11 protein-coding genes are annotated in these 14,777 nt (G+C 53.5%); 4 read left to right on the top strand and 7 right to left on the bottom strand.

Going from position 1 to position 14,777, the window contains the following annotated elements; translation table 11 throughout:
- Positions 1 to 48: 48 nt before the first annotated feature.
- Positions 49 to 384, bottom strand: a complete 336-nt coding sequence (locus tag OGV83_RS18930; protein ID WP_003031835.1) for a zinc ribbon domain-containing protein YjdM — start codon at positions 382 to 384, stop codon at positions 49 to 51.
- Between the two features lie 431 nt (positions 385 to 815).
- Here OGV83_RS18930 and crfC point away from each other — a divergent pair, with 431 nt between their 5' ends.
- Positions 816 to 3,170 carry a clamp-binding protein CrfC gene (gene crfC / locus OGV83_RS18935; protein WP_286464347.1) on the top strand — a complete coding sequence of 785 codons (2,355 nt, stop codon included), beginning with the start codon at positions 816 to 818 and terminating at the stop codon, positions 3,168 to 3,170.
- The gene (locus OGV83_RS18940) at positions 3,167 to 4,060 is read left to right on the top strand and encodes a diguanylate cyclase regulator RdcB family protein (protein ID WP_012134530.1); all 894 of its coding nucleotides are present in this window, start codon (positions 3,167 to 3,169) and stop codon (positions 4,058 to 4,060) included. Before crfC ends, OGV83_RS18940 begins: the two co-directional genes overlap by 4 nt.
- 17 nt (positions 4,061 to 4,077) lie before the next feature.
- On the opposite strand, the gene kdgT is transcribed toward OGV83_RS18940, so the two are convergent.
- On the bottom strand, positions 4,078 to 5,076 hold the full coding sequence (gene kdgT, locus OGV83_RS18945; RefSeq protein WP_012134529.1) for a 2-keto-3-deoxygluconate transporter: 999 nt from the start codon (positions 5,074 to 5,076) through the stop codon (positions 4,078 to 4,080).
- 708 nt (positions 5,077 to 5,784) lie between these two features.
- On the opposite strand from kdgT, the gene proP reads away from it, so the two are divergent.
- Together proP and pmrR are read left to right on the top strand one after the other, a co-directional pair.
- On the top strand, positions 5,785 to 7,287 hold the full coding sequence (gene proP / locus OGV83_RS18950) for a glycine betaine/L-proline transporter ProP (RefSeq protein ID WP_012134526.1): 1,503 nt from the start codon (positions 5,785 to 5,787) through the stop codon (positions 7,285 to 7,287).
- 226 nt (positions 7,288 to 7,513) lie between these two features.
- Complete coding sequence (gene pmrR / locus OGV83_RS18955) at positions 7,514 to 7,603, top strand: LpxT activity modulator PmrR (RefSeq protein WP_052194426.1); 90 nt, start codon at positions 7,514 to 7,516, stop codon at positions 7,601 to 7,603.
- Here pmrR and pmrB read toward each other — a convergent pair.
- The 5 genes from pmrB to dcuB form a co-directional block, all read right to left on the bottom strand.
- On the bottom strand, positions 7,597 to 8,682 hold the full coding sequence (gene pmrB, locus OGV83_RS18960; protein WP_024130816.1) for a two-component system sensor histidine kinase PmrB: 1,086 nt from the start codon (positions 8,680 to 8,682) through the stop codon (positions 7,597 to 7,599). The genes pmrR and pmrB overlap by 7 nt on opposite strands.
- A complete protein-coding gene (gene pmrA, locus OGV83_RS18965) occupies positions 8,683 to 9,351 on the bottom strand; it encodes a two-component system response regulator PmrA (RefSeq protein WP_012134524.1) in 669 nt (222 codons plus the stop codon). It lies immediately after the preceding gene.
- Positions 9,348 to 10,991, bottom strand: coding sequence for a phosphoethanolamine transferase EptA (eptA, locus tag OGV83_RS18970; RefSeq protein ID WP_286464349.1), 1,644 nt, complete (start codon positions 10,989 to 10,991; stop codon positions 9,348 to 9,350). The genes pmrA and eptA overlap by 4 nt, the downstream gene beginning before the upstream one ends.
- Positions 10,992 to 11,188: 197 nt before the next feature.
- A complete protein-coding gene (gene fumA, locus OGV83_RS18975; RefSeq protein ID WP_071257269.1) occupies positions 11,189 to 12,835 on the bottom strand; it encodes a class I fumarate hydratase FumA in 1,647 nt (548 codons plus the stop codon).
- Between the two features lie 86 nt (positions 12,836 to 12,921).
- On the bottom strand, positions 12,922 to 14,262 hold the full coding sequence (gene dcuB / locus OGV83_RS18980; protein WP_012134520.1) for an anaerobic C4-dicarboxylate transporter DcuB: 1,341 nt from the start codon (positions 14,260 to 14,262) through the stop codon (positions 12,922 to 12,924).
- Positions 14,263 to 14,777 lie beyond the last annotated feature (515 nt).

A 14,777-nucleotide genomic window follows, 5' to 3' on the forward strand; every position in this document is an offset into this window, starting at 1 on the left:
CAATAAATGCCAGATGGCGGCGTAAACGCCTTACCGGGCCTGGAAAAATCAGTTCTTTTTCACGAACTCAGATTTCAGCTTCATCGGGCCAAAGCCATCGATCTTGCAATCAATGTTGTGGTCGCCTTCAACCAGACGGATGTTCTTCACTTTGGTGCCAATTTTCAGCATGGAAGAACTGCCTTTTACTTTCAGATCTTTAACAACGGTCACGCTGTCGCCGTCTGCCAGCAGGTTGCCGTTGGCATCTTTTACGATCAGTTCGTCGCTGTCCTGCGCCGGTTCTGCGTCGTTCCATTCATGGGCGCATTCCGGGCAGATGAACATGCCGTTATCTTCGTAGGTATATTCGGAGTTGCATTGTGGGCAATGGGGTAATGACATGTCGATTTCCTCAAAAAAGTCAGCAGGGGCAAAAGCGCCCAAAAAATGGCAGATTGCCGAAAAAGGCCGCAATTATACACAAAATCCTTAACGTTGTCGGGACTACTCGCAATTTAAGGATACGACAACCTGTGGCTGAAGGTTGCCGCCAGGGTAAGAAAAATGTCATGACTATTTTTTTAAGGGAAATTGCTACGTTTTACTATTTAAGATAAGGTGAGAGGAACGACCAGACGCGTTATAAATCTTTATCCCTCTTACTTTTACACAGTAAGAGAGACAGGTGTGGTTGATAAAAATATCTCTAATATTAACAATAAGTTATTTTAATAAAATTATTTCCACACGTAATTATAAAAGCCGAAAAGCAAACAAATAAAATCATCCGGCTAAATAAAAGTAATAAAGTTTGCGTTAAGGAAAGATTTTCCATGTACACACAGACAATATATGAATTAAGCCAGGAAGCGGAAAGATTGTTGCTGCTTTCTCTGGAACATCTCCGGTTATTGCAACAACTGCCTGTGGCTTCGCTGGATGACGCCGCTCAGGAAGGTGGGGAAGGGAATGAAAATACCCGGCCTCAGCATGTTAGCGGGCGTGACGTGGAGGCTCAGCACGGCACGCTCAATAATGAGCTACGTAAAATAACGCGCCTGGAGATGGTGCTGGCGATTGTCGGGACGATGAAGGCTGGGAAGTCGACGACAATTAACGCCATTGTCGGAACCGAAGTCTTACCTAATCGTAATCGGCCGATGACGGCGTTACCGACGCTGATTCGCCATACGCCAGGGCAGAAAGAGCCGGTGCTGCATTTTTCTCACGTCGCGCCGATTGATATGCTCATGCAAACGCTGCAACAGCGTATGCATGCGTGCGATCGCCAGCATCTGACCCAGGTGCTGGAAATCGATAAAGACATGAATGCGCTGCTCCAGCGAATTGAAAAGGGCGTGGCTTTTGAGCGTCATTACCTGGGCGCGCAGCCCATCTTCCACTGTCTGAAAAGCCTGAACGATCTGGTGCGCTTGTCAAAAGCGCTGGGGGTCGATTTTCCTTTTGCGGCGTATGCCGCGATTGAACATATTCCGGTGATTGAGGTGGAGTTTGTGCATCTGGCGGGGCTGGAGAACTATCCGGGGCAACTGACGCTACTGGATACGCCCGGCCCTAATGAAGCCGGGCAGCCGCACCTGCAAAAGATGCTTAATGAACAGCTGGCGCGCGCTTCTGCCGTACTGGCGGTGATGGATTACACCCAACTGAAATCCATTTCGGATGAAGAGGTGCGCCAGGCCATTGCGGCGGTGGGGAAATCCGTGCCGCTGTACGCGCTGGTGAATAAGTTCGATCAGAAAGACCGCAACAGCGACGATGAAGAACAGGTTCGCGCGCTGATTTCCGGCACGCTGATGAATGGCAGCATTACGCCCGGGCAAATTTTTCCGGTCTCTTCCATGTGGGGGTATCTGGCGAACCGCGCGCGTCACGAACTGCGGGTGCACGGGCGGTTGCCGGATCATCAGGAACAGCGCTGGGTGCAGGATTTTGCCGAGGCCGCGCTCGGCAGGCGCTGGCGGAGCGCCGATCTTGATGATATCGAACATATTCGTCATGCCGCCGATCTGCTGTGGGAAGATTCGCTATTTGAACAGCCCGTACAGCGGCTGATTCACGCCGCTTACGCCAACGCCTCACTGTATGCGCTCCGGTCGGCGTCGCATAAGTTATTGAATTACGCACAGCGCGCGCGTGAATATCTGGATTTTCGCTATCACGGGCTGACGGTGGCGCATGACGCGTTGCAGGTCAATATTTCCCGCGTCGAAGAAGATATGCGACAGCTTCAGGTGAGCCAGGATCGCGTGAGCGATGAGGTCGGCCATGAAGTTGAACGGATGATGGAGGCGGCGAACACGTTCCTGAGCCAGCAGCAGGCCGATATTTTGCACCGTATCGCGCCGCTTTTTTGCGAAGAGAGCGTGGTGGCGTGGCTGCCGCGCGATCCGCTTTCCCCTGAGCAGGAGGCGGTGGTCGAGGGCGAAACGCTGGTGCTGCATAACGAAAGGCAGGCGCAGGTCGTTTTAAGCAAAATGCGTGCGTCATGCGAAGCGGTATTACTGGCGGCGCAGGAGAACATTAGCCGCGATCTGGCGCTGCGTTTCGAACAGCTCGAATCGACGCTAAGCCGGGTGTTAAATGACGCGATGCGGCCAATTGAGGCGCGGGTAAAAGACGATCTGAGCCAGGCGGGGTTCCGGGCGCGAATCAGCTTCCCGACGTTTCATGCCAGTATGTTTAACTTCAATACTCAACAGTTGTTTAGCGAGGCGGTCGCTCAGGAGAACCCGCCGGAAGGCGCCTCGCCTCGCGCGGGCGGCGTGCGCGACACCTTTGCGCGCTGGCTGAATCAACCGAACTGGGGATGGAATGATTATGTGGAAGCCAGGACACGCTATGTCATTGATATAACGGTATTGCATAACACTCTGATCCAGCATGTCAGCCATTTCTTCCAACAAATTCATAAAGCTTTAGATGCCCAGGTCGATGTTTCTGTTACGGCAGGTATGGCGACCTTTTTTGCCGATTTTTCGTTGTGTCTGTCGGGATTGCAGGAGAGCTTGCGCGAGAGTCTGGTGACGCGCCAGCAACATGAATCGGTTGTGAACAGACTGAGCCAACAGTTACAGCACAGTATCTCCGCCACCCGGTGGATTCATGAAGATTCCCGCCTGTTACGTGATGATATCCAGACCCTTTTTGCAGCCGAGCACTCATGACGAACGTGTTACTGGAAGGCCCGGGACGGATGCTGGAATGCATCCACCCGAAGTTTATGGTCGATCTGGTTCAGGGAGAAGAGCCGAAGCGACCTGGCGGCAACCTGCAACAGCAGCAGCGTTTTCGCGAACGCCTGACGCAAGAAATTCTGAGCCAGACGCAGCTTCGCGCCTGGGTCATGGCGGGCGTATTCAATGAGCATCTGATGATGCGTCTTAAGCTGGTGGAAAAACTGGCGGGGATGCTCGATCCCGGCCATCTGGCGCTGACGCGCATTTCCCGGCAATTGACCCTTCTGCAACAGACGGAAAGCCCCAGAGGGCAAGCTATTCCTGGCATCACGCAGCAGTTAGCGGCGCTGAGCGACGGGTTTGCCCGGCGCAGCGAACATAAAGAGAAGGCGCTGACCCGGCGTGGATTGACGGTGCAGGCGGGCGAACACAGCGAGCAGATTTTTACCCGCTGGCGCGCCGGAGCCTATGACGGCTGGTCATTGCCGGGGCGCTGTTTTGTCGCGCTGGAGGAGTTGCGCTGGGGGCCGTTTGGCGATGCCTGTCGGTTGGGCAATATGGAAGTGGTCGCGATGCTGAAAGATAATTTGCGCGCGATGGCTACCGATTATCTGGCGCACAGTATTCACGCCGCGCCCACCACGCGTCATTATTACCATCAGTGGCTTCATTCGCCCGCCGTGGCCGGCGCGGGGGAGCACAATGACATGTTGAGCTGGATTGGCGACTGGTGCGATCCCGATAAACATCCGGTGTGCTGGTCAGTGACCCAGCGCTGGCAGACGGTGGCGTTGGGGATGCCAAGGCTGTGTTCGGCACAGCGCCTGGTGGATGCGATGATTGAGGAGATTTTTGCGCCGTCCCCTCTCGTGGGCTGAGAGGGGACGTATGACGTTTAGTGATGGAGGGATTCCGTTGGGTTTGCCTCCGCGTTGCCCGGCGCCGGGACGTTGCCGAAACGTTTTGCATACAGGGCGGTGATAATCGGAACCAGAATCGCCGTCACAATCACGCTGGCGGCAACCAGCGCCGTGGCGGACGCGGCGACGGGTTCAAACGCCGGGTTAATCTGCGCGATGATCACCGGGTTTGCTACCGCAGCGCCTGCCGCAGAGGAGGCCGCGACGCCCGCAGTGCCGTTACCGCCGCCAATGACGCGGTCTGCGATAATCAACGGGATACCGGTAATAATGATAACCGCGACACCCAGCAGGATGCCCAGCAGGCCGGTATCGACAATCACGCTCAGGTTAATGGTGTTACCCAGCGCAAAGCCGAAGAACGGGATCAGCACCGGCGTAGCTTTGCTGAAGAACGCGCGCAGGTCGTGGTCCAGGTTGCCTAATGTGAAGCCAATCAGGAACGGCAGCACGGCGCCGACAAAGTGATGCGGTTCGAAGGAGGCGAGGCCTGCGGAGCCCAGAATCACCATCGTCATCAGCGGGCCAGATTCCAGAGACATCAGGACGAACGCGCCGGACTCTTCTTTGGTGCCGTACTGGTTCATCAGGCTGGCGTACAGGCCGCCGTTGGTCATGTCCATTGCGGAGACGATCGCCAGTACGGACAAACCGGCGAAGAAGCCGGTTTGAATACCGGTATCCGGGATAAACGAGGCGGCAATCATCGCGACCACCCACGCCACGGCTATTTTAGTAATAACCAGCGTACCCGATTTACGTAATACCGTCCCGGTAGCGCGCAAATCAATCGAGGCGCCAATACAGAAGAACCAGACGGCCAGAATCGGCACGGTGCCGCTGATCATGCCTTTTGTAAATGAACCAAAATAGGCGCCGGTATCCGGGGCCAGGGTATTTAAAATTGCGCCGAGCAGCAGAGGGATCAACATCATCCCGCCAGGGATGCGTTCAATCGTGGCTTTAATTTTCATAAAAGTCCTCACATCTTGTCGCGCGGAACTAACGGACAAGTCGATAAATATTATTTGATTTCAATTTGTTATTTCACAAAGAGAACGGCGGGAAACCCTCTTTCTCCCTGCGTGATACATAATCGAATGTGGCATACGTCTGTTTGTCACAATCCTCAGGGATGTTGCGTCGGGTGTTATCTTGCATTCAGTGGAATATTGATTCAATCAAAATAAAACACTGTTTTAGTTATCTTCATCACATATTTTGCGTAAAGGCCAGGGAACGCGATGATTATTAAAAATGCTGTAAATTGTTTGTGAAGAGTTATGGCGGATTTTTTGCTAGCAGCATAATAGTGACGGACGTGATATTTCGAAAAGAATAACGAAATCGCCTCCCATTTATTGTCAATAATGCGCTTTGCTGACAATGTAAAAATACAGATAAAAATGCCCTTATTTACGCTCGCTGACGAAACGGTAATATATGTGTGAAGTTGATCACAAATTTAAACACTGGTAGGGTAAAGAGGTCATTAACCGCCCAATCAGGCGTCAACAGGTTCGGTTGTACAGACCTTGACCAGTCAGTGTAAGTAAACCTGCTACGCTTGTTCTACGAGGAATTGTGCCCGCACGATTCCAACGCTCGACGGTGACGTTAGCGCTTTGTGCGCCAATGAATGCAGTATGTAGCGAGACAGGGCTTAGTCTACGAGGACAGCTATGCTGAAAAGGAAAAAAGTAAAACCGATTACGCTTCGCGATGTGACCATTATTGATGATGGTAAACTGCGTAAAGCGATTACCGCAGCCTCGCTGGGTAATGCGATGGAGTGGTTTGATTTTGGTGTTTATGGGTTTGTCGCCTACGCGTTAGGTAAAGTGTTTTTCCCGGGGGCTGACCCCAGCGTGCAGATGATTGCCGCACTTGCCACCTTCTCCGTTCCCTTCCTGATTCGACCGCTTGGCGGCTTATTCTTCGGTATGCTCGGCGATAAATATGGTCGCCAGAAGATTCTTGCCATCACGATTGTGATTATGTCGATCAGTACGTTCTGTATCGGGTTGATTCCCTCTTATGCCTCTATCGGCATCTGGGCGCCGATACTGTTGCTGTTGTGTAAGATGGCGCAGGGCTTCTCGGTCGGCGGCGAATATACCGGCGCGTCGATCTTTGTCGCCGAATACTCGCCAGACCGTAAACGCGGATTTATGGGAAGCTGGCTGGACTTCGGCTCCATTGCGGGCTTCGTGCTGGGCGCGGGCGTGGTGGTGCTGATCTCCACCGTTGTCGGCGAGGAGAACTTCCTCGACTGGGGCTGGCGTATTCCGTTCTTCATCGCACTGCCGCTAGGGATCATTGGTCTTTATCTGCGCCATGCGCTGGAAGAGACCCCGGCCTTTCAGCAGCATGTGGATAAGCTGGAGCAGGGCGATCGCGAAGGTTTGCAGGAAGGGCCAAAAGTCTCCTTTAAAGAGATTGCAACCAAACACTGGCGCAGCCTGCTGGCGTGTATCGGCCTGGTGATTGCCACCAACGTGACCTACTACATGCTGCTCACCTATATGCCGAGCTACCTGTCGCATAACCTGCACTACTCGGAAGACCACGGCGTGCTGATTATTATCGCCATCATGATCGGGATGCTGTTTGTGCAGCCGGTGATGGGGCTGCTCAGTGACCGTTTCGGTCGCCGTCCGTTTGTGATTATGGGCAGTATCGCGCTGTTTGCGCTGGCTATTCCGGCCTTTATTCTGATCAACAGTAATATTATCGGCCTGATTTTTGCCGGTCTGCTGATGCTGGCGGTGATCCTGAACTGCTTTACCGGGGTGATGGCTTCTTCTCTGCCAGCGATGTTCCCGACGCACATCCGTTACAGCGCGCTGGCGGCGGCGTTTAATATCTCGGTGCTGATTGCAGGTCTGACGCCGACCCTGGCCGCCTGGCTGGTGGAAAGCTCGCAGAACCTGATGATGCCAGCCTATTACCTGATGGTGATTGCGGTCGTCGGTTTTATTACCGGTATTACCATGAAAGAGACCGCCAACCGTCCGCTGAAAGGGGCGACGCCAGCGGCCTCGGATATCCAGGAAGCGAAAGAAATCCTTGGCGAGCACTACGATAATATCGAGCAGAAAATCGAAGATATCGATCAGGAGATTGAGGAGTTGCAGGCTAAACGTTCGCGGTTAGTGCAGCAGCATCCGCGTATTGACGAGTAAGCTTTAGCGCACCGCCTGATGGCGCTGCGCTTATCAGGCCTACAGACGGTGCAACACCTTTGCCTGATGGCGCTGCGCTTATCAGGCCTACAGACGGCGCAACACCTTTGCCTGATGGCGCTACGCTTATCAGGCCTACAGGCTGCGTTTATCAGGTCGACAAATCTTAATGTTCGCTTAATCTTCGTCAGGCATACTCTCCTCCAGACCATCGGAGGAGAGTGTGATGAAAACGCGAATGTATGAAAGTCTGACAACCCTGTTCAGTATGCTGATTGTCAGCAGTTTCCTGTATGTCTGGGTCACGACTTACTGATCTCTTTTCAACAGCACCCACGCGCGGGTTCCCGTCGTTCCCACACGGTTTTGCAAAAAGAATTGCCCGTGGTGCAGCTGCGTGATGCGGGAGACGATGCTCAATCCCAGCCCGATACCGCCATAGCGGCTGTCCATGCGGACAAACGCTTCACTTAACTCCCCGCATTTACTTTCATCAATTCCCGGCCCTTCGTCTTCGACGGCCATCATCGCGTCGCTTTCCGCATTATTGAGGATAATGGTGATGGTTGACCCTTTCGGACTGTAGCGGTGCGCATTTTCCACGAGATTACGCAACAGCATACGCAGTAGCGTGGCATCGCCGCGCACGGTGGCGTCTGCTGTGCTTTCCGGCAGTTGCAGCGTCTGCTGGCGTGTTTCCAGCATGGTGTTCAGTTCATCGTAAGAGGGCAGGATCACATCATCCAGCAGCTTTACCGACTGGTAATTACCGGATGAGAACGATTGCCCCACGCGCGCTAATTGCAGCAGCTGTGAGACGCTGTCCATCATTTGATCAAGACGCGCAATCAGCGGCGTGACGTTAACATTGTGCGCTTTCGCCAGCAGTTCCAGATGCAGACGCACGCCCGCCAGCGGTGTGCGTAGCTCGTGGGCGACGTCGGCGGTGAACAGGCGTTCATTCTCCAGCGTTGTCGTCAGGCGAGTGACCAGTTGGTTAAGCGCCGAGACAACGGCTTCAATTTCAATCGTCGAGCTGTGAATGTCGATAGGCGTCAGGTTATCGGCCGTGCGGGCTTCCAGCTCTTTTTGCAGGTCGGCAAGCGGGCGGGTGATGCGCCGGACAGCCTGATAGCAGATCAGCAGCGTCAGGCTGACCATAAACACGGCGGGAACGATCAGGCTGGCGACCGCTTCGCGAACCTCATGCCTGATGTGCCGATCGTTATTCCTGTCCTCCAGCAGCGCCTGCTCGAAAAGCTCAATCTGCTCGGTGCTCTCGTGCCATAGCCAGAAGGTGCTGATCAGTTGCAGCACCAGCAGGATAGAGCCAATGGTCAGCATCAGACGCTGACGAAGGGTCATCGGTCTGTGCAGAAAACGCGTAAGGTTCACTTAGTTTTCCTCAACGGCAACCAGCATATAACCAAACCCGCGCACCGTGCGGATACGTGATTTCCCCACTTTGTCGCGCAGGTTGTGAATATGCACTTCCAGGGTATTGGTTGACGGTTCGTTATCCCAGTTATAGATGTCGTTATACAAGATTTCACGGTGTACCGGGCTGCCTGCTTTGAGCATCAGCCGCGACAGCAGCGCATACTCTTTGGGCGTTAAGATAAGCTCTTGCCCGGCCAGCCACACCTGACGACGCCCCAGATTCAGCATCAGATTGCCGACGGTCAATTCGCTTTCACCCTGATTGTGATGACGGCGCAGCAGCGCGCGAATACGCGCATGTAACTCCTCCAGCGCAAACGGCTTTACCAGATAATCATCCGCCCCGACATCCAGCCCGGTGATGCGGTCGTTGAGCGTGTCGCGGGCGGTGAGGATCAATACCGGAAGGGTGTATTTTTTCTGTCTTATTCGCGTCAGAAAATGCAGACCGTCCTCATCAGGCAACCCAAGATCCAGCACGACCAGGCTGTAATGCCCTGTCTCCAGACAGTGTTCCGCCGCCCGGGCGGTAGAAACGCCGTCGCAGGCGTAACCCTCCGTTTGTGCAGCAAGTATCAGCCCCTGTAATAACAGCGTATCGTCTTCAACAATCAGAATTTTCATTCAGTTAGCCTCCTGCAAGGTTGCAGAATATCGTCTGCGGCCTGGTAGTTCCTGGTCTGTACGCCCGTTAATCCGAGCATGGTTGAGAAAAGGTTGTCCTGCGAGAAATCCTCCTGGGCTGCCCGCTTTTGCAAACATGTCAGGTCTGTCCGGTAACGTTTCTGATAATCCTCCGAGAGCCAGAGGAGCATCGGGATATGCTTTTGCGTATCCGGCGCAATGGCGTATGGCAGCCCATGCAAATAGACGCCATTTTCTCCTAAAGATTCACCGTGGTCGGAAAGATAGACCAGGCTGGTGGTGAATTTATCCTGATGCGCTTTTAATATATTGATTGCCTTATCAACAATATAGTCCACGTACAGTACGGTATTATCGTAAGTATTCACTAACTGTTGCTGCGAACAGGTCTGAATTTCATTGGTGTCGCAGGTCGGGGTAAATTGCGCAAACTGCGGCGGATAACGGTGATAATAGGTCGGGCCGTGGCTGCCGATGGTGTGCAGCACAATGACGCCGTCGCCCTGGAGTTTATCGATGTATTCCTCCAGCCCGTGAAAGAGCACTTCGTCGTAACATTCGCCGTTAATGCACTGACCCGGCAATTTCAGCGCGGTCATATCCTGATGCGGCACGCGATCGCAGGCGCCTTTACAGCCGCCGTCGTTATCGTTCCACAGCACGCTAACTCCGGCTCGTTGAATGATGTCCAGCAACCCTTCCTGATGGTGCGCCAGCCCTTCGTTGTAGTGTTTACGCGGCATACCGGAAAACATGCAGGGAACCGAGATCGCCGTTGCGGTGCCGCAGGAGGTGGTGTGCGGGAAGTAGACCACATTATCCTGCGCCAGACGCGGGTTGGTTTGCCGTGAATAGCCAGACAGCGAGAAGTTATCCCCACGCGAGGTTTCGCCGACGATCAGGATGGTCAGATTATGCCGTTTTTCTTTCAGCATCGCGGGATTGCGATGCGCATCTTCGCCAATGCGTACCAAAGGCAGGTTGGCGAGTCGCTCATGTGAATACCACGACCAACTGGCGACCAGGCTGTTCGACGGGCTGAGAGACTTGATCAGCTCTTTGTTATTGCGAAAAAGCGAGGCGTAATCTTTGTAGAAGCAGGCGGCGACCAGCACGATCAGCAGAAGCGAAGCCAGCACGTTGAGGGCGCGATACGCGCCGCTGCGTAATGTCAGAGAGGTCGGTTTGATTTTGATGCTACAGGCGATTACCGCCGCCAGAAAGCCGCTTAATCCCAGCGTAAGCGCCATTTGCGGCGTGACCAGCGCGAACGTTTCTGCCGGTGTGGTATCCATCATGTTGGCGATCATGGAGCGGTCCATGACGATGCCGTAGGTCATGATGAAGTATTGCGCGGCGGCGCCCGTCAGAATAAAGAGGCAGGCCAGCGGGCGGTTAAGCCACAGGAACGACGCCAGCGTCAGCACGATATTGATGACGCTAAACGCGACAAGCGGCATGGATAAAAACACCAGCACGTTGTGCATTGAATCCAGCGGCAGGGCTTGCATCACCTGCTTGTAGAAAGCGATGTTCAGACAGACGGCGATGTAGAATGAAAGGAGTAACAGCCAGGTAATGTGTCCGAGGGTCGGTCTTTTTAAAACGCGCTTCAGCATTATGGTATGTCCATCAACTAAGTGCGCCGATCCTCGCAAAGCAACATTAAGCCAACCTTAAGTTTTTAAGGTTGTGGGGCGACCTGCGATCGTCGCCACAGGACTGATAAACGTAGCGCCATCGGGGGGAAACGGCGTATCCGCCATGCTGTAAATAAAGGGAAAAACGGCCCGATGAGATAACCGGGCCGGGCAGGTTATTTCGCGCAGTTCGCGCACTGTTTGCTGACAATCTGCTGGAAGAAATCGTTGCCTTTGTCATCCACCAGGATAAACGCCGGGAAATCTTCCACTTCGATTTTCCAGATCGCTTCCATACCCAGTTCCGGGTACTCCACGCACTCCAGATGCTTGATACTCTGCTGCGCCAGCACCGCAGCCGGGCCGCCAATGCTGCCCAGATAGAAGCCGCCGTATTTGTGGCAGGCGTCGGTGACCTGCTGGCTACGGTTGCCTTTCGCCAGCATGATCATGCTGCCGCCGTGAGATTGCAGCAGGTCAACGTAGGAGTCCATGCGTCCTGCGGTGGTTGGCCCCAGGGAGCCGGACGGGTAGCCTGCTGGCGTTTTCGCCGGGCCTGCGTAGTAGATGGGGTGATCTTTAATGTACTGCGGCAGACCTTCACCGGATTCGATGCGCTCTTTCAGCTTCGCATGGGCGATATCGCGACCGACGATGATGGTGCCGCTCAGCGACAGGCGGGTTGATACCGGGTACTGTGAAAGCTGGGCGAGGATCTCTTTCATCGGCCGGTTGAGGTCAACTTTCACCACTTCGCCTTCACCGGCCTGACGCAGGGCTTCCGGGATGTACTGCGCGGGATTGTGTTCCAGTTTTTCGATCCAGATCCCTTCACGGTTGATTTTGGCTTTGATGTTGCGGTCAGCCGAGCAGGAGACGCCCATGCCGACCGGGCAGGACGCGCCGTGACGCGGCAGGCGGATTACCCGGATATCGTGCGCGAAGTATTTACCGCCAAACTGTGCGCCGAGGCCGAGTTTCTGCGCCTCTTCCAGCAGTTCCTGTTCCAGTTGAATATCGCGGAAGGCCTGGCCGTGTTCGTTACCTTCAGTCGGCAGACCGTCGTAATAATGCGCACTGGCCAGCTTCACGGTTTTCAGCGTGCTTTCCGCCGATGTCCCGCCAATCACAAACGCGATGTGGTACGGCGGGCAGGCTGCGGTGCCCAGGGTGCGCATTTTCTCAACGAGGAAGTTTTTCAGCTTGCCGGGCGTTAGCAGCGCTTTGGTTTCCTGATACAGATAGGTTTTGTTCGCCGAGCCGCCGCCTTTTGCCACGCAGAGGAACTTGTATTCGTCGCCATCAACCGTGTAGAGGTCGATTTGCGCGGGCAGGTTGGTGCCGGTGTTGACCTCTTTGTACATATCCAGCGCGGCGTTCTGCGAATAGCGCAGGTTGTCTTCGATATAGGTGTTGAACACGCCTTTGGAGAGCGCGGCTTCATCGCCGCCGCCCGTCCAGACGCGCTGGCCCTTTTTACCGACGATAATCGCCGTGCCGGTATCCTGGCAGGTCGGCAGAACGCCTTTAGCGGCAATTTCGGAGTTGCGTAAAAATTGCAGCGCGACGTACTTATCGTTTTCGCTGGCTTCGGGGTCATGGAGAATGGAGGCGACTTGTTGCTGGTGCTCCGGGCGGAGCATAAAGGAGGCATCGTGGAAGGCTTGCTGGGCCAGGAGCGTCAGGGCCTGTGGCTCAACCTTCAGTATCGACTCTCCTTCAAATTCGCCAACGCTAACGTGATCGGAGGTCAGGAGATAATACTCCGTTTTGTCTTCCCCCATCGGGAAAGGCGCCTGATATATAAATTCTTTATTCGACATATGCTTCCAGCCTTTTTAATTATCCTGAATTATTTGAATTGTATAGATGGCGTGCCGCGCGATAACGGGCGGCACGCAAGGTGCTGTTACAGGAACCCGTACATGGCGGCGAAGATCCAGCCAAATACACAGGAGACGCTTACGCCAATCAAACCGGGCAGAATAAAGCTGTGGTTAATGACGAAGCGACCAATGTGGGTGGTGCCGGAACGGTCGAACTGAATCGCGGCCAGATCGCTCGGGTAGGTCGGCAGAATGTAGTAGCCATAGCACGCTGGTGCTGACGCCACGATGTAAGCCGGGTCTACGCCGATAGCCAGTGCCAACGGAACAATCGCCGCCAGCGCCGCCGCCTGGGAGTTTACAAACTTGGAGACCAGCAGCAGAACAATCGCATAGGCCCACGGATACTCTTTCACCATTTCGCCCAGCACGCTTTCGATTTCAGTCATGTGCGCGCCGAACATGGTTTCCGCCATCCAGGCAATACCGTACACCGCCACAATCGCGATCATACCTGAACGGAAGACTTCATTTTTTGAGATAGAAGCAGGATTGGTTTTTGTCAGGATAATAATCAGCGCGCCGGTCAGCAGCATGAACATCTGAATGACCAGTACCATCGACAGCGGTTTGCCGCCGAAGACCGGACGCAGTTCAGAGAAGGCGCCTAACAGAGCGACAACGGCGATGGCCGACAGGAAGATCCACATGGCCAGCCAGTTGCTTTTCGGCAGTTTTTTATCCAGCAGCGTGGCGGTGTCGCCATACACGTAGTGGTAGTTTTCCGGGACGGAGATGAACTTCTGGAACTCTTCGTCTTTATCCAGATCTTTACCACGGAACCAGCTGAAAATACCGATAGCCAGGATACCCAGCAGGGTCGATGGAATGGTGATGGAAAGCAGGTCAAGGAACTCCAGATGCTTACCGTTAAAGGTGAAGTTACCCAACATCGCGACCAGCGAAACGACCGCTACAGAAACCGGGCTGGCGATGATCCCCATCTGCGCGCCGATAGAACTGGCTGCCATAGGACGTTCCGGGCGAATATTGTTCTTAATCGCGACGTCGTAGATGATGGGCAGAATGGTGTACACCACATGGCCCGTACCGCACAGGATGGTCAGCGTGCAGGTTACAAACGGGGCGACGATGGAGACGTATTTGGGGTTGCGACGCAGCAGCTTCTCGGCAATCTGCAACATCACATCCAGGCCGCCGGAGGCCTGTAGCGTGGCGGAGGCGGCGACCACGGCGATGATCACCAGCATAACGTCGACGGGCGGTTTACCCGGCTGGAGGTGGAAAACAAAGACCAGAATGACCAGACCGATACCGCCTAATAAACCCAGCGCGATACCGCCTTTTCTGGCGCCATAAAACAAACACACTAATATTATGATAAGTTGTATACTAAATAACATTTATCTACCCTCGCGATAAACCTGTTTAATTTTTGATAAATAGATCACAGTCATGTTCTGTTTTTTGTGAATTGTCCTCAGAGCCTGACGAATATTCGCTTTGTCTGTATTGATGATTAATCTCTAAACATGAAATAAGAATTTTTCAGTAAATCATGAGTCATTCTTGGCTTCTGTTTATGGCGTATTCAGAGAACGAAGCTCCCTGGCGATGGGCTGGTTGACAAAGAAGAGCAGGGCAGGTTGTGTGTTTTGTATTCTATGTTACTGAATTTCAGGAACATATCGTCTGCTCACAAAAATAGCGTTATTTTAATTTTTTTTATGTGTCCGGTGAATCCCAGACTACTCCTTTATAGTTAAAAATACACACTCTACGAGTCACATAATACTTAATTAACTTTTGTTACCGTTTTTGAAATTAAAAACAATGTGACGCTTCTGAATAATAAGCTGATGAATTAAAACATATTTGTGTTCATATTTGATCTGGCACAAATTCTCTATTTTTGAGG

It is taken from the genome of Citrobacter sp. CK189, assembly GCF_030333505.1.
Classification (GTDB): Bacteria; Pseudomonadota; Gammaproteobacteria; order Enterobacterales; family Enterobacteriaceae; genus Citrobacter_B; species Citrobacter_B koseri.

Coding starts and splice junctions, on each gene's coding strand:
- OGV83_RS18930 (WP_003031835.1), bottom strand. CDS start 384: ATGTCATTACCCCATTGCCCACAATGCAACTCCGAATATACCTACGAA.
- crfC (WP_286464347.1), top strand. CDS start 816: ATGTACACACAGACAATATATGAATTAAGCCAGGAAGCGGAAAGATTG.
- OGV83_RS18940 (WP_012134530.1), top strand. CDS start 3,167: ATGACGAACGTGTTACTGGAAGGCCCGGGACGGATGCTGGAATGCATC.
- kdgT (WP_012134529.1), bottom strand. CDS start 5,076: ATGAAAATTAAAGCCACGATTGAACGCATCCCTGGCGGGATGATGTTG.
- proP (WP_012134526.1), top strand. CDS start 5,785: ATGCTGAAAAGGAAAAAAGTAAAACCGATTACGCTTCGCGATGTGACC.
- pmrR (WP_052194426.1), top strand. CDS start 7,514: ATGAAAACGCGAATGTATGAAAGTCTGACAACCCTGTTCAGTATGCTG.
- pmrA (WP_012134524.1), bottom strand. CDS start 9,351: ATGAAAATTCTGATTGTTGAAGACGATACGCTGTTATTACAGGGGCTG.
- eptA (WP_286464349.1), bottom strand. CDS start 10,991: ATGCTGAAGCGCGTTTTAAAAAGACCGACCCTCGGACACATTACCTGG.
- fumA (WP_071257269.1), bottom strand. CDS start 12,835: ATGTCGAATAAAGAATTTATATATCAGGCGCCTTTCCCGATGGGGGAA.
- dcuB (WP_012134520.1), bottom strand. CDS start 14,262: ATGTTATTTAGTATACAACTTATCATAATATTAGTGTGTTTGTTTTAT.